A 20,214-nucleotide genomic window follows, 5' to 3' on the forward strand; every position below is an offset into this window, starting at 1 on the left:
TGATGGAAGAGCAAACCCAAAAAGGCTTCTGGTACGCCGACTGGTCATTCCCGATTTTTGTTGGCCTGCTGTCCTCCGGCGTGTTCGCCGGGACGCACATGTACTACCTGTACGGCATCGGCGCCTTTAACGAAGTGGCCTTCGTCTCCATGCTGCGGGCGGGGATGGATACCGGCGTATACGGCGCGGTGGCGGCGTTCGGCGCCAGCTTCCTGTTCGCGCGCATCATCGAAGGCTCGCTGGTGGGCATCCTCGACATCGGCGGCGCGATCCAGACCGGCGTCGGGCTGGGCGTACCGGCGCTGCTGCTGGGGGCCGGCATCGTGTTCCCGGTCGCCAACTTCGCCGCGTCACTGGCCACCGGTCTGATCATCGGCCTGGCGATCGGTTACGTGATCATCCTGGCGCGCAAATTCACCATCAATCAGAGCAACTCCACCTACGGCGCGGATGTGATGATGGGCGCGGGCAACTCGTCGGGCCGTTTCCTCGGGCCGTTGATCATCCTGTCGGCGATGACCGCTTCGATCCCGATCGGCATCGGTTCGCTGCTCGGCGCACTGCTGTTCTATATCTGGGGTAAACCGATCACCGGCGGAGCGATCCTCGGCGCGATGATCCTGGGGGCGATCTTCCCGGTAGCCATTTCTTAAGAGGCCTGCGCCAGGCGCCGCCCGAGGCTGCGGCGGCGCCCGGGCTAACAGGAGCAATGCGGTATGTATGACTTAGTAATCAGAGGCGCCAGACTGGCGGACGATACGCTGATCGATCTGGCGGTAAAGGACGGCAAAATAGCCTCGGTGGGGCGGCTGGCGGCGGACGTCAGCGCCGTTCGCCAGCTGGATCTGGCGGGCAACTGCCGCCTGAGCGCCGGTTGGATCGACGCGCACGTGCACTGCTATCCCGAATCGCCGATTTACCATGACGAGCCGGATCGGGTCGGCGTCGCCAGCGGCGTCACCAGCGTGGTCGACGCCGGCAGCACCGGCGCCGACGATATCGATGCCTTTTATCAGCTGACGCGCAGCGCCAAAAGCAACGTTTTCGCCTTCCTCAACATCTCGCGCATCGGCCTGCTGCGGCAGAACGAGCTGGCGGAGTTGACGGATATCGACAAGCGCGAGGCCGGCCAGGCCATCGCCAATCACCCCGGTTTCATCATCGGCATCAAGGCGCGCATGAGCAGCAGCGTGGTGGGGAAAAACGGCACCCGGCCGCTGGTGTTGGCCAAAGAGATCCAGCAGGAAAACCGCCAACTGCCGCTGATGGTGCATATCGGCAACAACCCGCCGGATCTGGACGACATCGCCGATCTGCTGACCCGCGGCGACATCATCACCCACTGCTACAACGGCAAACCGAACCGCATTCTGACGCCGGCGGGCACATTGCGCGAGTCTATCCAGCGCGCGCTGCGGCGCGGCGTGTTGCTCGACGTGGGGCACGGCACCGCCAGCTTCAGCTTCGAGGTGGCGCGCCAGGCGATCAAACTGGGCATTTTGCCGCACACCATCAGCTCCGATATTTACTGCCGCAACCGCATGAACGGGCCGGTGCATAGCCTGGCGACGGTGATGTCCAAATTCTTCAGCGTCGGCCTGACGCTGCCGCAGGTGATCGCCTGCGTGACGGAGAACGCCGCGTCGGCGCTGCAACTGAGCGGCAAAGGGCGGCTGGAGCCGGGCTATGACGCCGATTTCACGCTGTTTGAACTGCGCCGCGAACCGCAGGTGTTCGCCGACGCCGAAGGGCAAACCGCCGAGGGCGAACGGCTGTTGGTGCCGCTGGCTGCGGTAGTGGCCGGGGAAATCCTATTAACCGAACAAGGGGAGGCAAGCCATGTCTTCGATTTATGAAAAATACGGTTTGAAGCAGGTGATCAACACCTCCGGCCGCATGACCATTCTCGGCGTTTCCACGCCGCGCCAGGACGTGATCGACGCCGTTGATTACGGCCTGAACCACTATTTCGAAATCAAGGATCTGGTCAACAAGACCGGCGCCTACATCGCCGATCTGCTCAACGTGGAGGACGCGGTGATCGTTTCCTGCGCTTCGGCGGGGATCGCCCAGTCAGTGGCGGCGGTGATCGTTAAAGATAACGCCAATCTGCTGGTGAACCTGCACTCGGCGCCGATCGCCGTGCCGCGCGAGATCGTGCTGCCGCGCGGCCACAACGTCAACTTCGGCGCGCCGGTGGACACCATGGTGGCGCTGGGCGGCGGCAAGGTAGTGGAGGCGGGCTACGCCAACGAATGTTCGCCGGAGCAGATTGAAGCCTGCATCACGCCGCAGACGGCGGCGATCCTGTACGTCAAATCGCACCACTGCGTACAGAAAAGCATTCTGTCCGTCGAACAGGCGGCGGTGGTGGCGCGTAAACATAACCTGCCGCTGATCGTCGACGCCGCGGCGGAAGAAGATCTGATGTGTTACTACCAGATGGGGGCCGATCTGGTGATCTACAGCGGTGCCAAAGCCATCGAGGGGCCGACCAGCGGCCTGGTTATCGGCAAGAAACGGTACGTCGAATGGGTGAAGCTGCAGTCCGGCGGCATCGGCCGGGCGATGAAGGTCGGCAAAGAGGGCATCCTCGGCCTGACGCAGGCAATTGAAAGCTATCTGACGCTTGAGAAAACCACCGGGCAACAGATGGTGGAGCGGATGACGCCGTTCCTCAACAGCCTCAACACCCTGACCGGCGTCAGCGCCAAAACCGTCTGGGACAGCGCCGGCCGCGATATCGCCCGCGCCGAGATCACTTTCGACGAAGCGGTGCTGGGGCGGTCGACCTATGACATCGTTCAGGCGCTGAAAACCGGCGACATCGCCATCTACTTCCGCGGCTACAAGGCCAACGAGGGCAAGATTGAGGTCGACGTGCGCAGCGTCGACGAGCAACAGCTGATGACCGTCTTTAGCTGTATCAAGAACCTGTTTACGGAGAAACAAGCATGAAGCTGCAGCCTAACTACTATCGCGACCGCGTCTGCCTGAACGTGCTGGCCAGCTCCAAAGCCAACGCGCAGGACATTTACGCGGCGGCGGAAGGCCATGTGCTGGTGGGCGTGCTTTCCAAGAACTACCCGGACGTCGACAGCGCGGTGACCGACATGCTGCGCTATGCGCGCCTGATTGAAAACGCGCTGTCGGTCGGCCTGGGCGCCGGCGATCCGAAGCAGTCGGCGATGGTCAGCCTGATCGCTCAGCAGGTGCAGCCGCAGCACGTTAACCAGGTGTTTACCGGCGTCGGCGCCAGCCGCGCGCTGCTGGGCCAGAACGACAGCGTGGTCAACGGCCTGGTGTCGCCGACCGGCCGCGTCGGCTGGGTGAAGATCTCTACCGGCCCATTGAGCGCCGCGGCGCCGGACGGCATCGTGCCGGTGGAAACCGCCATCGCTTTGCTGAAGGACATGGGCGGCAGTTCCATCAAGTATTTCCCGATGGGCGGCCTGAAGTGCAAGGACGAATACCAATACGTCGCCAAGGCCTGCGCCGAGCATGACTTCATGCTGGAGCCGACCGGCGGCATCGATCTGGAAAACTACGAGCCGATCGTTGAGATCGCCCTGGCGGCCGGCGTGAAACGCGTGATCCCGCATATCTACAGCTCGATCATCGACGCCGCCAGCGGCGACACGCGTCCGCAGGACGTGAAAACCCTGCTGGCGATGACCAAAAAGCTGGTGGGTTGAACGCGTAATGGGATGAGGTAAACGCTGGGAGGCGAAGGTTTTCCCGTGGCGCGGCATGCCGCGCCTTACCTATACTGAGGATTACTATGCGAAACTGGCAGGTTCCAACCCGACGCACCGCGTTGTTCTTGGCGCTGCTGGCCGTGACCGGCCCGGCGCTGCATGCTGAGGATGCAATGAACTCCACGTCATCTCATTTCGCCTATATCGGCACCTACAATCCCAACGGCGAAGGCGTTTACCGGGTGCAGGTCGATCCGGCCAGCGGCGCGTTGAGCCACGCTACGTTGGTCAGCAACGTGCCGAATCCGGCGCAGTTGACGTTGGGTGCTGACGGCAAGACGCTGTATGTCGCCAGTGAAGTGGCCGACTTCAACGGCGGCAAACACGGTGGCATCACCGCTTACCGGGTCAATCCGGCCGATGGCGCACTGACGCAGCTCAACCAGGTAGATTCGCAGGGGGCAGGGCCGGTGTATCTCTCCTTGACGCCGGACGGCCGCTATCTGCTGGTGGCGAACTATGTCAGCGGCAGCGTGGCGGCTTTTCCGATTGAAGCGGACGGCAGCCTGGGCGCCGCCAGCTCGGTGCAGCAACAGCAGGGCCCGGCGGGCGCGGCCAAACCGGCGGCGGCGGTGAACGGCAGCTTCGCCATCAGCGATCACAACGGCCCGCATGCCCATATGATCGCCAGCGATCCGAGCGGCAAGTTCGTGTTCTCCACCGATCTGGGGTTGGATCGCATCTACCAATGGCGCTTTGACGCCGCGAGCGGCCGCCTGACGCCGAACGATCCGCCGTGGATCGCCGCCTCTTCCGCCGGCGCCGGCCCGCGTCATTTTGTGTTCCACCCGGACGGCGACACCGTGCTGCTGGTGAACGAAGAGGCCTCGACGTTGACCAGCTACCGTTTTGATCGCCAAAAAGGTACTCTGAAACAACTGCATGCGGTTTCCGCGCTGCCCGCCGACTATCAGGGCACCAGCTTCGCTTCGGGGCTGGCGCTCAGCAAGAACGGCGACACGCTGTACGTCGCCAACCGGCTGCATAACAGCATTGCCCAGTTCAGCGTGGGCGCCGGCGGCGAGTTGAAACCGGTGGCGGAAACCTGGACCCGCGGCGATTATCCGCGTTCGCTGGCGCTGAGCCCGGATGGCCGCTATCTGTATGCGCTGAACCAGCGCAGCGATAACGTCACCCGCTTCAGCGTCAACCCGACGGACGGCAAACTCAGCTTTGTGGGCGGCTATCTGCCGATCGGCAGCCCCTCGCAAATGGCGTTCCTGCCGCCGGCGAAGTAACCCGTGGCCCGCCCGGCTCGCCGGGTGGGCCGCCTGATTGACGGACACAGAATGGTGCGATTTCCTTACCCGCGTTTGGCTTACTTGTTCGATGCTTTGCAAACCGAGACTTTGCCGCAGGATGAGCTGGCGAAGCGTTTCGCCGTGTCCACCCGCACGGTGCGGGCGGATATCACCGCGCTGAACGAGATCCTGGACAAATACGGTGCGCGCTTCGTGCATAGCCGCGGGGCCGGCTATCGTTTGCAGGTCGATAACGCCGCGCTATTCAGCGCCCTGCAGCATCAGGAGCGCCGCAAACAGGCCACCCCGCGCAGCGCGCAGGAGCGGGTGCATTATCTGCTGGTGCGTTTTTTGACCTCAGCCTTCTCTCTCAAACTGGAAGATCTGGCCGACGAATGGTTCGTCAGCCGCGGCACGCTGCAAAACGACATGGCTGAGGTGAGAGAGCGTCTGGCGCACTATCAATTGACGATCGAAACCAAGCCGCGCTACGGCATGAAGCTGTTCGGCGCGGAGATGGCGATCCGCGCCTGCCTGACCGATCTGCTGTTCCAGCTGCAGTTGGCCGACGCCGAGAACCCGTTGCTCAACAACGAGATCCTGTTGCAGCCTCAGGTGGCGGCGTTCGCCGGATTGTTGCACCCGCTGTTGTCGCAATACGCCATTCGCCTGACCGACGAGGGCGAGCAGTACCTGATCTTCTACTGCGCGGTGGCGCTGCGGCGCATCAACGACGGTTATCCGCTGCCGGACTTCGAGGTGGAGGACGGCGACGAGGCGGTGCGTCAGGTGTCGACCCGTCTGGCGGCGGAGCTGCGCGCGGCCTCCGGCAAAGAGATCTCGATGGCCGAAGAGGCCTATCTGCGGGTCAACATCGCCGCACGGCGCGTGCAGGACGTGCAACCGACCGAGATCAACGCCGACGATGAAGAAGCGCTGGTGGACTACATCCTGTCCTACATCAACGCACACTATAACTACAATCTGCAGGGCGACGAGCAGCTGCGGGCCGATCTGCTCACCCATATCAAGACCATGATTACGCGGGTGAAATACCAGATCAACATCCCCAATCCGCTGCTGGCCAACATCAAGCAGCACTATCCGATGGCTTACGACGTGACGCTGGCGGCGGTCTCCAGCTGGGGCAAGTACACGCCTTATACCCTGAGTGAAAACGAGATCGGCTATCTGGTGTTGCACATCGGCGTGGGGCTGGAGCGGCATTACAACATCGGTTATGAACGCCACCCGCAGGTGATGCTGGTGTGCGACACCGGCAACTCGACGGTGCGCATGATCCAGGCGCAGATTGCGCGCAAGTATCCGCAGCTGGTGATGACGCGCATCGTTTCGCTGCGCGATTACGAGATGCTCGCGCACATCGACGAAGACTTCGTGATTTCCAACGCCCGCATCGGCGAAAAGAACAAGCCGGTGGTGGTGATGTCGCCGTTCCCGACCGATTATCAGCTGGAGCAACTGGGCAAGCTGGTGCTGGTGGATCGCACCCGGCCGTACATGCTGGAGAAGTTCTTCGACGCCGAACATTTTATGGTGCTCAACGAGCCGCTGACGCAGGCGGAGCTGTTCAGCCGGGTGTGCTGCCAGCTGGAGCGAGAAGGGTACGTCGGCGCGGACTTTTATCCGTCGGTGGTCGAACGCGAGGCGATCGTTTCCACGCTGCTGGGCGAAGGCATCGCGCTGCCGCACTCGCTGGGGCTGCTGGCGAAGAAGACCGTGGTGGTGACGCTGCTGGCGCCGCAGGGCGTCGCCTGGGGGGAAGGTGAGGTTGCGCACGTGATTTTCCTGCTGGCGATCAGCAAGAGCGATTATGAAGAGGCGATGGCGATCTACGAGCTGTTCGTCACCTTCGTGCGTGAACGTTCAATGAGCCGCCTGCTGGGCAGCGACAGCTTCGACAGCTTCAAAGCGGTGGCGCTGGACTGCCTGAGCCGGAGTTGAGGGGCATGTGAGTGATTGGGCGCAGAGGCGCCCTCAGCGACTAATCTTCATCAAACCCGGAGTTGAACAGCTCGACCACCGCCGCCAGCGCGTTGACTTCGTCGGGGCCGGTCGCTTCGACTTCGATATGCCGGCCCTGGGCGGAGTCCAGCATCAGCAGCGCGATGACGCTGCTGGCTTCGGCCTCGGTGCCGCTTTCGTTGCGCAGCATCACCTCGGCATCGAAGCTTTGCACCAGTTCGAACAGTTTCATCGCCGGGCGCGCGTGCATGCCCAGCTTGTTTTTGATTTCAACCGTCTGTTTGACCGTCATTGTTTACGCTTTTCCAGCGTGCGGTGGCGCGACTGCACGTTCTTGCCGCGCGAGCGGAAGTAATCGGCCAGCTGTTCCGCCACGTACACCGAACGGTGCTTGCCGCCGGTACAGCCGATGGCGACCGTCAGGTAGCTGCGGTTGTTGGTTTCCAGCATCGGCAGCCACTGTTCCAGATAGCTGCGGGTCTGGTAGATGAAGTTGTGCACTTCGGTATGGCGATCGAGGAACGACGCCACCGGTTTGTCCAGGCCGGTCATCGGCCGCAGCTTCGGATCCCAGTGCGGGTTCGGCAGGAAGCGCACGTCGAACACGTAGTCGGCGTCGATCGGGATGCCGTGTTTGAAGCCGAAGGATTCGAACACCATGGTCAGTTCGCGCTCGCGCTTGCCCAGCAGGCGGGTGCGCAGCATTTCGGCCAGTTCGTGCACCGACATTTCCGAGGTGTCGATAATCAGGTCCGCCCGCGAGCGCAGCGGTTCGAGCAGATCGCTCTCTTCGTCGATGGCGCTTTCCAGCGACAGGTTTTTGCTGGAGAGCGGGTGCAGGCGGCGGGTGTCGCTGTAACGGCGGATCAGCGTGTTGCGATCGGCGTCGAGGAACAGCAACTGCGGCGAGAAGCTGTCCGGTAACTGAGTCATCGCGTATTCGAACACTTCCGGTGATTCCGGCATGTTGCGCACGTCGATGCTGACCGCCGCGGAGATATTGCGTTCCGCCAGCGTATTGGCGAGCTGCGGCAGCAGCACCACCGGCAGGTTGTCAACGCAGTAAAAACCCATGTCTTCCAGCGCCCGCAAGGCGACGGATTTTCCGGAACCGGAACGGCCGCTGACAATCATCAGCACCATGTGGCAACTCCCCTGGCATCGCGGCGGCGTTCATCGCCACCGTTAAACTTTGTTATTCCGGCCGCAGCCGGATCCATCATCGTAAAACAGTATCGTTATCCGGGCTGGAAGTCACGCCGGCCGGGCATCACTCGGTGATGATTTGGTAAAGTTCTTCGTCGCTCTGCGCGGCGCGCAGGCGGCGGCATACGGTTTTGTCGGCCAGGCGTTTGGCGACCAGCGACAGCGTATGCAAATGGGTTTTGCACTGATCGGCAGGCACCAGCAGCGCGAACAGCAGGTCGACCGGCTGGTTGTCGATAGCGTCGAAAGCGATGGGTTGGTCGAGACGGATAAACACGCCAACGGCCCGCAGTGTGTCCTCTTCCAGTTTGCCGTGGGGAATGGCGATACCGTTGCCGATACCGGTGCTGCCCATGCGCTCCCGGGTGAGAACCGCGTCAAACACCACCTGCGAAGGCAGGTTGAGCTGTTTGGCGGCCAGTTCGCTGATAATTTCCAAAGCCCGCTTCTTGCTGGTGCAGTGTACCGAGCTTTTGGTGCACTCGATGTTTAACACCGAGCTTAATTGCATATATTCGTTGTTCATCTCATCTTCACTTAAAACCGCGCCGCCGGGCGAACCCGGCAAGGCGGTTTTTCGTCGGTTTTAACCCTGATTACCGTTCGGCGCGTCACCCATGCGGGTCACGCGCCGAAGGGTGAGGCGGCGACGGATGCCGCCTCATGGAATGGGTTAGGGTGTCAGTGTTGCTTCAATTTGTCTTTATGTTTGTTCAATTGACGTGCCAATTTGTCGATCAGCGTATCAATTGCGGCATACATATTCTCGTCTTCCGAGGTGGCGTGCAACTCGCCTCCATTCACGTGCACCGTTGCTTCCGCAATTTGCTGCACTTTTTCCACACTTAATACAACATACACCTGATTGATGCGATCAAAGTACTGTTCGAGTTTGGCGAACTTGTTGTTCACGAACTCGCGCAACGGATCGGTGATTTCGATGTGGTGTCCGGTAATGTTGAGCTGCATAGTGTCTTCCTTCTCAATAGAGGTCAAACCAACTGTTTACGCTGGTTCGACGGCGGGATGGACAAAGACTCTCGGTACTTGGCGACGGTGCGCCGCGCCACGATGATCCCCTGATCGGCGAGCAGGGTGGCCAGCTTGCTGTCGCTGAGTGGTTTGGCGGGGTTTTCCGCCGCAATCAATTTCTTCACCAACGCGCGGATCGCCGTCGAGGAGGCTTCGCCGCCGCTGTCGGTATTCACGTGGCTGGAGAAGAAATATTTCAATTCGAAAATGCCGCGCGGGCTGTGCAGAAACTTCTGCGTGGTGACGCGCGAGATCGTCGATTCATGCATCTCCACGGCCTGGGCGATATCCGCCAGCACCATGGGTTTCATAAACTCTTCGCCTTGCTCGAAGAACGCCTGCTGTTGATCGACGATGCAGCGGGTGACCTTCAGCAGCGTCTCATTGCGGCTCTCCAGGCTTTTAATCAGCCACTTGGCTTCCTGCAGGTTGCTGCGGATGAACTGGCCGTCGGCTTCGCTGCGGGCGCTGTTGCCCAGCGCGGCGTATTGCTGATTGATCTTCAAACGCGGCACGCTGTCGCCGTTGAGCTCGACCGTCCATTTGTTCTGCGTCTTGCGCACCAGCACGTCCGGAATCACGTATTCCGATTCGCCGGTATTGATCGACTGCCCCGGGCGCGGATCGAGCGACTGAATCAGCAGCATCGCTTCTTTCAGTGTATCTTCTTTTAGCCGGGTTGATCGCATCAGGCTGCGAAAGTCGTGGTTGGCCAGCAGATCCAGATGGTCGCTGATGATCAGCCGCGCTTCGGCCAGGTAAGGGGTGTCTTTGGCGTATTGGGAGAGCTGCACCAGCAGGCAATCGCGCAGATCGCGCGCGGCGACGCCGATCGGATCGAAACGCTGCACGCGCTTCAACACCGCCTCGACTTCCTCGAGGGTCACGTTCTCGTCGCCCAGGCTTTCCAGAATGTCTTCCAGCGGCACGGTGAGATAGCCGGTGTCGTCCACCGCGTCGACGATGGAGGTGGCGATGGCGGCGTCGGTATCGGAAAACGGCGTCAGATCCACCTGCCACATCAGGTAATCCTGCAGCGTTTGGGTGGTCTCGCCCTGATAGACCGGCAGCTCGTCGTCGCTGTAGTCGGTGCCGGTGCCGGACGGCGTGCCCGCGGTATAGATTTCATCCCACGTGGCGTCCAGCGGCAGCTCTTCCGGCATGTCTTTCTGCTCCAAGGCCTCGCGGGTATCGAGCCCCTCGGTCTCCTGGGTTTCTTTGGCGTCGATTTCGTCGTGCAGATCGGTCTGTTCAAGCAGCGGATTGCTCTCCAGCGCCAGCTGGATCTCTTGCTGAAGCTCAAGCGTGGACAACTGCAGCAGGCGGATCGCCTGCTGGAGCTGAGGAGTCATGGCCAGCTGTTGACTGAGCCTGAGTTGCAAACCTTGCTTCATAGTTTTCTGTCTACTTCCGTTAACGGTGTCGCCCCGCAGGGCGCGCCGGCGCTTAGAGGCGGAACTCTTCGCCCAGATAAACGCGTTTAACCTGCTCGTCGGCCAGAATAGCATCCGGCGTGCCGTGGGCAATCAGTTTGCCCTGGCTGACGATGTAGGCGCGTTCACATACGTCCAGCGTCTCGCGCACGTTGTGGTCGGTGATCAGCACGCCCAGGCCGCTGTCACGCAGGTGCTCGATGATTTTTTTGATGTCGATAACGGAAATCGGATCCACCCCGGCGAAGGGTTCGTCCAGCAGAATGAATTTCGGGTTGGCCGCCAGCGCGCGGGCGATTTCGACGCGGCGGCGTTCACCGCCGGACAGCGCCTGGCCGAGGCTGTCGCGCAGATGGGAGATATGGAACTCTTCCATCAGCTCCTTGGCACGGTCTTCGCGCTGTTCGCTGGTGAGGTCGGGGCGAATCTCCAGCACCGCCATCAGGTTGTCGTACACGCTCAGGCGGCGGAAGATCGACGCTTCCTGCGGCAGGTAACCAATACCGCGGCGCGCGCGGGCGTGCAGCGGCAGCAGGCTGATGTCTTCTTCGTCGATCACGATGCGCCCGGCGTCGCGCGGCACGATGCCGACCACCATGTAGAAGGTGGTGGTTTTACCTGCACCGTTCGGGCCGAGCAGGCCGACGATCTCGCCGGATTTCACTTTCAGGCTGACGTCTTCGACAACTTTACGGCCCTTGTAGGCTTTCGCCAGGTTTTCTGCGATGAGTGTTGCCATAAGTGATTAGTTACTCTTTTTTTGCTCGTTTTTGTCTTGCAACTGCGACGGTACCAGAACCGTTGTCACGCGTTTGCCTTTATCGCTAAACGCCTGCATTTGCTGCTGTTGCACCAGATAGGTGATGCGATCGCCTTTCACGTTGCTGTCGAGCTGCTCCAGATAGGCGTTGCCCGTCAGGGTCACCAGCTGGGTCGCCACGTCGTAACGCACTTTTTGCGCGTGGCCTTTGACCGGCTTGCCGCTGTCCTGCATCTGGTAGAAGGTTACCGGGTTGCCGAACGCTTCAATATAGGTCTTATTCTGATCCCCGCCCGGGCGGGTGACCACCACCTTGTCGGCGCGAATATCGATGGTGCCCTGTTTGATCACCACGTTGTCGGTGAAGGTGCTGACGTTGCTTTGCATGTCCAACGACTGCTTGAGCGAGTCGATGCTGACCGGCTGGCTGGAGTCGGATTTCAGCGCCAGAGCGGGGGCGCTGGCGGCCAAAACTAAGCTGCCGAGCAACAGGTTACGGAGTTGGTTTTTGGTTCTGAATTTCATAGTTGGTCTTAACCTTATCAATCAGCTCAGCGGTTTTGGTCCGCAGGTTCCCACGCATTTTCATGCCGTTAGAGGTAAAATTGGTCCCGTAAAGCGTGACTTCGTCATCGGAGGTGACGTCCTGGGTGACCAGGTTTACCTGAGCGTTGTCCGTCTTAATTTTTTCCAGCTGCGAGGTGGTGGTCAGGCTGTTCACCTCGACGTGACCATACAGATACAGCATTCGGTCTTTAGTCAGTTTGGCGCGATCGGCGCGAACTGACCAGGTGGCCACCGCATTCTCATCGAACAGCGTCATCACCGGCTGGGTGAACCAGCTCAGCTCGCCGGCGGTGTAATACTTCGCGTCTTCCGCCACCAGTTTGTAATTCAGCTTGCCGGCCGGGTTGTACACCACGGTGACCGTGTGCTGGCTCTGGTAGGTCGGATCCTGATCGTTGACCGGGCCAGGGGCCGTGTCGTCGCTGAAGTCCGTCATGTTCCAGCCGATCAGCGCCAGAACGATCACCGTCAACAGGATGGTGATCCACAGTTTGGTTTTACTCATATCGACAGCCCTTTGGCGTCCTCCAGCTTATTTTGAGCCAAAAGAATGATGTCGCACAGTTCGCGCACCGCGCCGCGGCCGCCGGCAATGCGGGTGACGTAGTGGGCGCGCGGCGTCAGCAGCGGATGGGCGTCCGCCACCGCGACCGCCAGGCCGACCTGCGCCATCACCGGCCAGTCGATCAGGTCATCGCCGATATAGGCGACCTGATCCGCCGTTAACGACAGTTTATCCAACAGTTCGCGGAAGGCCAAAAGCTTATCGGACTGCCCCTGATACAGATGGGTGATGCCGAGCGTCTGCGCGCGGTCCTCCAGCAGCTTGGCGGAGCGCCCGGTGATGATCGCCACCTCGATGTCTGAGGTTTTCAAGCAGCGGATGCCGTAGCCGTCGCGCACGTTGAACGCCTTCAGTTCTTCACCGTTGTTGCCCATGAAGATCAGGCCGTCCGACAGCACGCCGTCAACGTCGCAAATCAACAGGCGGATGTTCCCGGCACGCGCCATAACCTCTTGTTCTACCGGCCCGTAGCAGGTTTCTACCATACCCATTCCGTTCTATTCCTTAATTAAACGACGCCGGCGCGCAGCATGTCATGCATATGTACCACACCCAGCAACTGGTCGCCATCGGCAACCAGCAGCGCGGTGATGTGGCGTTGTTGCATCAGGTTCAATGCATCGACCGCCAGGAGGTTGGGGCGCACCCGCACGCCGCCCGGCGTCATGACATCGGCAATCTTCGCCTCGTGCAGGTTGATGCCCATGTCGAACACCCGGCGCAGGTCGCCATCGGTAAAGATGCCGGCGATTTTCATCAGATCGTCGCAGATCACCGTCAGGCCCAGATTTTTGCGGGTGATTTCCAGCAACGCGTCGCGCAACGAGGCGTCGGCGCTGACGTGGGGGATTTCATCGCCGCTGTGCATGATATCGCTAACCCGCAGCAGCAGTTTGCGGCCGAGTGCGCCGCCCGGATGCGACAGCGCGAAATCTTCCGGCGTGAAACCGCGCGCTTTCAGCAGCGCGACGGCCAGCGCATCGCCCATCACCAGCGTGGCGGTGGTGCTGGTGGTCGGCGCCAGCCCCAGCGGGCAGGCTTCCTGCGGCACCTTGATGCACAGGTGGATATCCGCCGCTTTACCCATCGAGCTTTCCGGATTGTTAGTCATACAGATGAGGGTGATCTGTTGGCGTTTCAACACCGGGATCAGCGCCAGGATCTCGCTGGACTCGCCGGAGTTGGAGATGGCGAGCACGATGTCCTGCGGGGTGACCATGCCCAAATCGCCATGGCTGGCCTCCGCAGGATGAACGAAGAATGAGGGCGTGCCGGTGCTGGCGAAGGTGGCGGCGATCTTGCAGCCGATGTGGCCGGATTTGCCCATGCCCATCACCACCACTTTGCCGCCGCAGGCGGCGATGGTTTCGCAGGCGCGGGTGAAGTCTGCGTTGATGTAGCTGTCGAGCTGAGCCAGCCCTTCACGCTCTATCTGAAGCACTTCTTTGCCGGCCTGTTGAAAATCGAAGCCCGGTTGCAACTCAATGTTCGACATACTCATTCCCGTCGGTTCAGCCGAAAGTACTGAAAGGGTTAAAGAACAGCACCGCAAGATACGCAATAAAGCCGCATAATAACAGCGCGCCCGCCAGGTGGCCGATGCGATGTTTGCGGCCGATGCACAGCACGCTCAGCAGCACGCTGGCCGCCAGCATCACCCAGTAATCGCGCTGGAAGGCGGCGGTGTCTACGCTGCCCGGCGACAGCAGGGCGGGTACGCCCAGCACGATCACCGTGTTGAAAATATTGGAGCCGATGATATTGCCAATCGCCATATCATCCTCGCCCTTGAGCGCCCCGGCGATGGAGGTGGCCAGTTCGGGCAGGCTGGTGCCGATGGCGATAATGGTCAAACCGACCACCAGTTCGCTCAGACCGAAATAGTGCGCGATCACCGTCGCGTTATCGACCACCATTCTGGAAGAGAGCGGCAGAATGATAAACGCCAGCACCAGCCACAGCACGGCCACGGTATTGCTGCTGTCCTGCGGCAGCTCGGCGATCTGCTCCATGGTCAGGCTGTCGCTGCCCTCGCGCTGCGCCAGCCGGGCGATTTTCAGCATCAGCAGGATGAAGCCGGCGGCGGCGGCCAGCAGCAGCACGCCGTCCAGCCTGCTCAGGGTGCCGTCCACCAACACGAAACCGCATAATACTGTGACCGCTAACATCAGCGGCAGTTCGCGCCGCAGTATCTCAGAGCGCGCGGCCAGCGGGTGAATCAGCGCCGCCACGCCCAGGATCAATAAAATGTTGGTGATGTTGGAACCTAATACGTTGCCAACGGCCATATCTATCTGCCCGTTCAGCGCGGCGGTGGTGGACACGATCAGCTCCGGCAGCGAGGTGCCGATGCCGACGATGGTCATGCCGATGATCAGCGGCGGTACGCCGAGCGAGCGGGAAATCACGGCAGCACCATAAACTAAGCGGTCTGCACCGTACACCAGTAGAAATAAACCAACGATTAATAATGCTATCGCGAGAAACATGCAGGGTCCTTTGTCGGGTATTATCCCGGTTCGTTGGTTAAAGCCGTCAATGCGGCGGTATTGCTTGCCCTCCGTTGCGCGCGTTTGAGCCGCAGCAACGGTTTTCCCCGGCTAATAGTTGAACAGTTTCGTTTTTTTTCGTTATGGCGCCAATTTTGACCGGGTGGCGCGGAAAAGTAAAACCAATGGCACCATTGGTTGCGAAATGGCAGTAAGTTTTTGTAAAGATGAGACGGATTGCGCCCATTGCTTTAACATCACGGGTAGATTCAGCAAAAGATGAGTCGTAAAGGGTCCATTAACATGCTCCAAAAGGCAGATAATTTGGTCGAAGTGCGCGACATGAGCTTCTCGCGCGGCGACCGACGGATATTTGAAGACATCAACCTGACGGTGCCCCGCGGTAAGGTCACGGCGATCATGGGGCCATCAGGCATCGGCAAAACCACGCTGCTGCGCCTGATCGGCGGCCAGCTGGCGCCGGACAGCGGGGAGATTTGGTTCGACGGCGACAACATTCCCGCGTTGTCCCGCCGTCAGTTATACGACGCGCGCAAAAAGATGAGCATGCTGTTCCAGTCGGGCGCGCTGTTTACCGATTTGACCGTATTCGAAAACGTGGCCTACCCGCTGCGCGAGCACAGCAACCTGCCGGAGCCTTTGTTGCGCAGTACGGTGCTGATGAAGCTGGAAGCGGTGGGGCTGCGCGGCGCGGCCCAGCTGATGCCCAATGAGCTTTCCGGCGGCATGGCGCGCCGGGCGGCGTTGGCGCGTGCGATCGCGCTGGACCCTGAGATGATCATGTTCGACGAACCCTTCGTCGGCCAGGATCCGATCACCATGGGCGTGCTGGTCAAGCTGATCGATGAGCTGAACCATGCGCTGGGCATTACCTGCATCGTGGTGTCGCACGACGTGCCGGAGGTGCTGAGCATCGCCGACTACGCCTACATCGTGGCCGACAACCGGGTGATCGCCGAAGGCACCACGCAGCAATTGCAGAACAATCCTGATGCGCGCGTGCGCCAGTTCCTGGATGGTATAGCGGATGGGCCGGTGCCGTTCCGCTATCCGGCCGGGGATTATCAGACCGAACTGCTAGGCTTAGGGAGTAAATAAGCTCATGTTATTAAGAGCGTTAGCGTCGTTGGGGCGCAGTGGCATCAACACCAGCGCCAGCTTCGGCCGCGCCGGGTTGATGCTGTTCAACGCGTTGATTGGCCGGCCGGAACCCGGCAAGCAGTGGCCGCTATTGTTGAAACAGCTCTACAGCGTCGGCGTGCAGTCGCTGCTGATCATCATGGTCTCCGGGCTGTTTATCGGCATGGTGCTGGGCCTGCAGGGCTATATCGTGCTCACCACTTACAGCGCCGAGGCCAGCCTTGGCATGATGGTGGCGCTGTCGCTGCTGCGCGAGCTGGGGCCGGTGGTCACGGCGCTGCTGTTCGCCGGCCGCGCCGGTTCCGCACTCACGGCGGAAATCGGCCTGATGAAGGCGACGGAGCAGATCTCCAGCCTGGAAATGATGGCGGTCGATCCGCTGCGGCGCATCGTGGCGCCGCGCTTCTGGGCCGGGCTTATCAGCATGCCGCTGCTGACCATCATCTTCGTGGCGATCGGCATTTGGGGCGGTTCGGTGGTCGGCGTGGACTGGAAGGGCATCGACAGCGGCTTCTTCTGGTCGGCGATGCAGGGCGCCGTGGAGTGGAAAAAAGATCTGCTCAACTGCCTGATCAAAAGCGTGGTATTCGCCATTACCGTAACCTGGATTGCCATTTTCAATGGGTACGACGCCGTGCCTACCTCTGAAGGGATTAGCCGGGCGACGACGCGTACCGTGGTGCATTCGTCACTGGCGGTGTTGGGATTGGATTTCGTGCTGACCGCACTGATGTTTGGGAATTGATTCGATGCAAACGAAGAAGAGTGAAATCTGGGTTGGGGCATTTATGCTGATCGCGCTGTGCGCCATCGTGTTTATCTGCCTGCAGGTGGCGAACCTTAAATCGATCGGCAGCGAGCCGACCTACCGCATTTACGCGACGTTCGACAACATCGGCGGCCTGAAACCGCGTTCGCCGGTGAAAATTGGCGGCGTGGTGATCGGCCGCGTGGCGGACATCGAACTCGATTCGAAAACCTACACGCCGCGCGTAGCGCTGGATATCCAGAAAAAGTACGACCAAATCCCGGATACCAGCTCGCTGGCGATCCGCACCTCCGGCCTGCTGGGCGAGCAATATCTGGCGCTTAACGTGGGCTTTGAAGATCCTGATATGGGCACCACCATCCTGAAAGATGGCGGCACCATTCAGGACACCAAATCAGCCATGGTTCTGGAAGACCTGATCGGCCAGTTCCTGTATAAAAGCGGCGGTCAGGACAGCGCCAAATCGGGAGACGCGGCCGCTGAGCCGGCTGCCGGCGCCGCACCGCAACCCGCTGTTCCAAATCATTAAGAGAGGATACCTGCATGTTTAAACGTTTACTGATGGTGGCTCTGCTGGTGGTTGCACCGCTGGCGAGCGCAGCCGACCAAACCAATCCCTACAGCATGATGCAAGAAGCGGCGCAGAAGACTTTCAGCCGTTTGAAGAACGAACAGCCGAAGATCAAGCAGGACCCGAACTACCTGCGTGCCATCGTGCATCAGGAACTGATGCCGTTCGTGCAGGTGAAATACGCCGGCGCGCTGGTGCTGGGGCGTTACTACAAAGAGGCAACGCCTGCGCAGCGCGAAGCTTACTTCACCGCCTTCCAGGCTTACCTGGAGCAGGCTTACGGCCAGGCGCTGGCGATGTATCACGGCCAGACTTACCAGATCGCGCCTGAACAGCCGCTGGGCAATGCCGACATCGTGGCTATTCGCGTCACCATCATCGACAACGGCGGCCGCCCGCCGGTGCGTCTGGATTTCCAATGGCGCAAGAACAGCAAAACCGGCTACTGGCAGGCGTATGACATGATCGCCGAAGGCGTCAGCATGATCACCACCAAGCAAAATGAGTGGGCGTCTACGCTGCGTACTCAGGGCATCGACGGCCTGACCAAGCAGCTGCAGGCCGCCGCCGCGCAGCCTATCACGCTGGACAAGAAAAACTGATGTCGGCAGCGCTCAGCTTCGAATCAGAGCGGCAGACGCTGATCCTGCGCGGTGAACTGGACCGGGAAACGCTGCAGCCACTGTGGCGGCAGCGCGCCGCGCTGATGGCGGATAAAACCGCGATCGACGTGGCGCAACTGCAGCGCGTGGACTCCGCCGGGCTGGCGCTGTTGCTGCATCTGCAGGAAGAGCAGCGCCAACGCGGCGTAGCGCTGAAAATTTTCGGCGCTACCGAGCGCCTGAAAACGCTGATCGCGCTCTACAACCTGCAGGCGATAATGCCTGTCGATACCGCCGGTTAGCGGCGTTTTACGCCGCTCTTGCGTGGTAAAACGATACAAAGCCCCTGTTATGCAGGGGCTTTTTCTTTAGTTTAAGAAAACATCGTATTCCACTAAGATACTAGGCTGTTTATGATCCTTTAGCGGCAGAACTGGATACTATGGAAACCAACGAGATTAAAGACGTGCTGATGCAGGCATTGGCACTGGATGAAGTACATGTGACGGGCGACGGTAGCCATTTTCAGGCGATCGTGGTCGGTGAACTGTTCGCCGGCATGAGCCGCGTCAAAAAACAGCAGACGGTTTACGCACCGCTGATGGAATACATTGCGGACAACCGCATTCATGCCTTGTCTATTAAGGCGTACACCCCTGAAGAGTGGCAGCGAGACCGCAAACTCAACGGATTTTAAGGCTGTTTGCCCTGCCGGGCGGGCAGCTTCAGATTAGATAACAGAGAGTAGTCAGATGGATAAATTTCGTGTGCAGGGTCGGACCCGCCTGAGCGGTGAAGTGTCTATTTCCGGGGCCAAAAACGCCGCCCTGCCGATCCTGTTCGCCGCCCTGTTGGCGGAAGAGCCGGTCGAGCTGCAGAATGTCCCTAAGCTGAAGGACATCGACACCACCATTAAACTACTCAACCAGTTGGGTACCAAGATTGAGCGCAACGGTTCGGTCTTCGTGGACGCCAGCGGCGTGAACGAGTTTTGCGCCCCTTACGATCTGGTGAAAACCATGCGCGCTTCCATTTGGGCGCTGGGGCCGCTGGTGGCGCGTTTCGGCCGCGGTCAGGTTTCCCTGCCGGGCGGCTGCGCGATTGGCGCGCGTCCGGTCGATCTGCACATCACCGGCCTGGAGCAGTTGGGCGCCGAGATCAAGCTGGAAGAAGGCTACGTCAAGGCGTCCGTCGAGGGCCGCCTGAAGGGCGCGCACATCGTCATGGACAAGGTGAGCGTGGGCGCGACCGTGACCATCATGAGCGCCGCGACCCTGGCGACCGGCACCACCGTTATCGAAAACGCCGCGCGTGAGCCGGAAATTGTCGATACCGCCAACTTCCTCAACACGCTGGGCGCGAAGATCAGCGGCGCAGGCAGCGACAAGATCACCATCGAGGGCGTCGAGCGTCTGGGCGGCGGCGTGTACCGCGTGCTGCCTGACCGCATCGAGACCGGCACCTTCCTGATCGCCGCCGCGGTTTCCGGCGGCAAAGTGATGTGCCGCAACACCCGTCCGGACACGCTGGATGCGGTGCTGGCCAAGCTGCGCGAAGCCGGTGCCGATATCGAAGTGGGCGAAGACTGGATCAGCCTGGACATGCACGGCAAGCGCCCGAAAGCGGTCACCGTGCGCACCGCGCCGCACCCGGGCTTCCCGACCGACATGCAGGCTCAGTTCAGCCTGCTGAACCTGGTGGCGGAAGGCACTGGCGTCATCACCGAGACCATCTTCGAAAACCGCTTCATGCACGTGCCGGAACTGATCCGCATGGGCGCACACGCGGAGATCGAGAGCAACACCGTGATCTGCCATGGCGTTGAACAGCTGTCCGGCGCTCAGGTGATGGCGACCGATCTGCGCGCTTCCGCCAGCCTGGTGATCGCCGGCTGCATCGCCGACGGCGTGACCGTTGTCGATCGCATCTATCACATCGATCGCGGCTATGAGCGTATTGAAGACAAGCTGCGCGCGCTGGGTGCGAACATCGAGCGCGTGAAAGGCGAGTAAGTCATTAGCGCCGGCGCGGCTGCGTCGGCAGGATGAATAGCAAAGGGCCGGCTATCAATGCC

Annotated in this window: 24 protein-coding genes; 13 read left to right on the plus strand and 11 right to left on the minus strand. The window is 60.5% G+C overall.

Annotation, left to right across the window (positions count from 1 at the left end; all coding sequences use genetic code 11):
- Window positions 1-2 precede the first annotated feature (2 nt).
- The 6 genes from WFM45_RS15785 (at window position 3) to WFM45_RS15810 (ending at window position 6,964) form a co-directional block, all read left to right on the plus strand.
- Window positions 3-653, plus strand: coding sequence for a DUF4310 family protein (locus tag WFM45_RS15785; RefSeq protein ID WP_004937013.1), 651 nt, complete (start codon window positions 3-5; stop codon window positions 651-653).
- 63 nt (window positions 654-716) lie between these two features.
- Entirely contained in the window at window positions 717-1,856 is a 1,140-nt protein-coding gene (locus WFM45_RS15790; protein WP_336956373.1) for an amidohydrolase/deacetylase family metallohydrolase, read from the plus strand.
- Window positions 1,840-2,958, plus strand: a complete 1,119-nt coding sequence (locus WFM45_RS15795) for a DgaE family pyridoxal phosphate-dependent ammonia lyase (RefSeq protein WP_033632009.1) — start codon at window positions 1,840-1,842, stop codon at window positions 2,956-2,958. Before WFM45_RS15790 ends, WFM45_RS15795 begins: the two co-directional genes overlap by 17 nt.
- Window positions 2,955-3,695 (plus strand): 2-dehydro-3-deoxy-phosphogluconate aldolase, encoded by a 741-nt coding sequence (gene dagF / locus WFM45_RS15800; RefSeq protein ID WP_336956375.1) that lies wholly within the window; start codon window positions 2,955-2,957, stop codon window positions 3,693-3,695. Before WFM45_RS15795 ends, dagF begins: the two co-directional genes overlap by 4 nt.
- An 86-nt stretch (window positions 3,696-3,781) precedes the next feature.
- Window positions 3,782-4,996, plus strand: coding sequence for a lactonase family protein (locus WFM45_RS15805; RefSeq protein ID WP_164122991.1), 1,215 nt, complete (start codon window positions 3,782-3,784; stop codon window positions 4,994-4,996).
- A 51-nt stretch (window positions 4,997-5,047) separates the two neighbouring features.
- Entirely contained in the window at window positions 5,048-6,964 is a 1,917-nt protein-coding gene (locus tag WFM45_RS15810) for a BglG family transcription antiterminator (RefSeq protein WP_336956379.1), read from the plus strand.
- Between the two features lie 40 nt (window positions 6,965-7,004).
- Here WFM45_RS15810 and npr read toward each other — a convergent pair whose 3' ends face one another.
- The 11 genes from npr to WFM45_RS15865 all read right to left on the minus strand — a co-directional run bounded on the left by npr (window position 7,005) and on the right by WFM45_RS15865 (window position 15,037).
- On the minus strand, window positions 7,005-7,277 hold the full coding sequence (npr, locus tag WFM45_RS15815; RefSeq protein WP_004937034.1) for a PTS phosphocarrier protein NPr: 273 nt from the start codon (window positions 7,275-7,277) through the stop codon (window positions 7,005-7,007).
- The gene (gene rapZ, locus WFM45_RS15820) at window positions 7,274-8,128 is read right to left on the minus strand and encodes an RNase adapter RapZ (protein WP_015379177.1); all 855 of its coding nucleotides are present in this window, start codon (window positions 8,126-8,128) and stop codon (window positions 7,274-7,276) included. The genes npr and rapZ overlap by 4 nt, the downstream gene beginning before the upstream one ends.
- 127 nt (window positions 8,129-8,255) lie before the next feature.
- Window positions 8,256-8,717, minus strand: coding sequence for a PTS IIA-like nitrogen regulatory protein PtsN (ptsN, locus tag WFM45_RS15825; protein WP_016930212.1), 462 nt, complete (start codon window positions 8,715-8,717; stop codon window positions 8,256-8,258).
- A gap of 155 nt (window positions 8,718-8,872) precedes the next feature.
- Window positions 8,873-9,160, minus strand: a complete 288-nt coding sequence (hpf, locus tag WFM45_RS15830; protein ID WP_004937038.1) for a ribosome hibernation promoting factor — start codon at window positions 9,158-9,160, stop codon at window positions 8,873-8,875.
- A gap of 23 nt (window positions 9,161-9,183) precedes the next feature.
- Complete coding sequence (gene rpoN, locus WFM45_RS15835; RefSeq protein ID WP_021505109.1) at window positions 9,184-10,617, minus strand: RNA polymerase factor sigma-54; 1,434 nt, start codon at window positions 10,615-10,617, stop codon at window positions 9,184-9,186.
- Between the two features lie 52 nt (window positions 10,618-10,669).
- Window positions 10,670-11,395 carry an LPS export ABC transporter ATP-binding protein gene (gene lptB, locus WFM45_RS15840; protein WP_004937040.1) on the minus strand — a complete coding sequence of 242 codons (726 nt, stop codon included), beginning with the start codon at window positions 11,393-11,395 and terminating at the stop codon, window positions 10,670-10,672.
- A 6-nt stretch (window positions 11,396-11,401) separates the two neighbouring features.
- Window positions 11,402-11,941, minus strand: coding sequence for a lipopolysaccharide ABC transporter substrate-binding protein LptA (lptA, locus tag WFM45_RS15845; RefSeq protein ID WP_004937045.1), 540 nt, complete (start codon window positions 11,939-11,941; stop codon window positions 11,402-11,404).
- Window positions 11,910-12,488: an LPS export ABC transporter periplasmic protein LptC gene (lptC, locus tag WFM45_RS15850; protein ID WP_004937047.1), complete on the minus strand. Its 579-nt coding sequence runs from the start codon at window positions 12,486-12,488 to the stop codon at window positions 11,910-11,912. Before lptC ends, lptA begins: the two co-directional genes overlap by 32 nt.
- A complete protein-coding gene (gene kdsC, locus WFM45_RS15855) occupies window positions 12,485-13,039 on the minus strand; it encodes a 3-deoxy-manno-octulosonate-8-phosphatase KdsC (protein ID WP_021505108.1) in 555 nt (184 codons plus the stop codon). The genes lptC and kdsC overlap by 4 nt, the downstream gene beginning before the upstream one ends.
- 17 nt (window positions 13,040-13,056) lie before the next feature.
- The gene (gene kdsD / locus WFM45_RS15860) at window positions 13,057-14,043 is read right to left on the minus strand and encodes an arabinose-5-phosphate isomerase KdsD (protein WP_033632015.1); all 987 of its coding nucleotides are present in this window, start codon (window positions 14,041-14,043) and stop codon (window positions 13,057-13,059) included.
- A 16-nt stretch (window positions 14,044-14,059) separates the two neighbouring features.
- Window positions 14,060-15,037: a calcium/sodium antiporter gene (locus tag WFM45_RS15865; RefSeq protein WP_033632016.1), complete on the minus strand. Its 978-nt coding sequence runs from the start codon at window positions 15,035-15,037 to the stop codon at window positions 14,060-14,062.
- A gap of 303 nt (window positions 15,038-15,340) precedes the next feature.
- Between WFM45_RS15865 and mlaF the strand changes: the two genes are divergently transcribed.
- From mlaF to murA, 7 genes are all read left to right on the plus strand, one after another.
- The gene (mlaF, locus tag WFM45_RS15870; RefSeq protein WP_004937055.1) at window positions 15,341-16,156 is read left to right on the plus strand and encodes a phospholipid ABC transporter ATP-binding protein MlaF; all 816 of its coding nucleotides are present in this window, start codon (window positions 15,341-15,343) and stop codon (window positions 16,154-16,156) included.
- A gap of 4 nt (window positions 16,157-16,160) precedes the next feature.
- Window positions 16,161-16,943 (plus strand): lipid asymmetry maintenance ABC transporter permease subunit MlaE, encoded by a 783-nt coding sequence (gene mlaE, locus WFM45_RS15875; RefSeq protein WP_004937059.1) that lies wholly within the window; start codon window positions 16,161-16,163, stop codon window positions 16,941-16,943.
- 4 nt (window positions 16,944-16,947) lie between these two features.
- Window positions 16,948-17,496 carry an outer membrane lipid asymmetry maintenance protein MlaD gene (mlaD, locus tag WFM45_RS15880; RefSeq protein WP_004937061.1) on the plus strand — a complete coding sequence of 183 codons (549 nt, stop codon included), beginning with the start codon at window positions 16,948-16,950 and terminating at the stop codon, window positions 17,494-17,496.
- 14 nt (window positions 17,497-17,510) lie between these two features.
- Window positions 17,511-18,140, plus strand: coding sequence for a phospholipid-binding protein MlaC (gene mlaC / locus WFM45_RS15885; protein ID WP_004937063.1), 630 nt, complete (start codon window positions 17,511-17,513; stop codon window positions 18,138-18,140).
- Window positions 18,140-18,442: a lipid asymmetry maintenance protein MlaB gene (mlaB, locus tag WFM45_RS15890; RefSeq protein WP_004937064.1), complete on the plus strand. Its 303-nt coding sequence runs from the start codon at window positions 18,140-18,142 to the stop codon at window positions 18,440-18,442. The genes mlaC and mlaB overlap by 1 nt, the downstream gene beginning before the upstream one ends.
- A gap of 140 nt (window positions 18,443-18,582) precedes the next feature.
- Window positions 18,583-18,837, plus strand: coding sequence for a BolA family iron metabolism protein IbaG (gene ibaG, locus WFM45_RS15895; RefSeq protein ID WP_004937066.1), 255 nt, complete (start codon window positions 18,583-18,585; stop codon window positions 18,835-18,837).
- A 55-nt stretch (window positions 18,838-18,892) separates the two neighbouring features.
- Window positions 18,893-20,152 (plus strand): UDP-N-acetylglucosamine 1-carboxyvinyltransferase, encoded by a 1,260-nt coding sequence (murA, locus tag WFM45_RS15900; RefSeq protein WP_004937068.1) that lies wholly within the window; start codon window positions 18,893-18,895, stop codon window positions 20,150-20,152.
- Window positions 20,153-20,214: the final 62 nt, after the last annotated feature.

The organism is Serratia sp. KG1D, assembly GCF_037150675.1.
GTDB classification, from domain to species: domain Bacteria; phylum Pseudomonadota; class Gammaproteobacteria; order Enterobacterales; family Enterobacteriaceae; genus Serratia; species Serratia nematodiphila.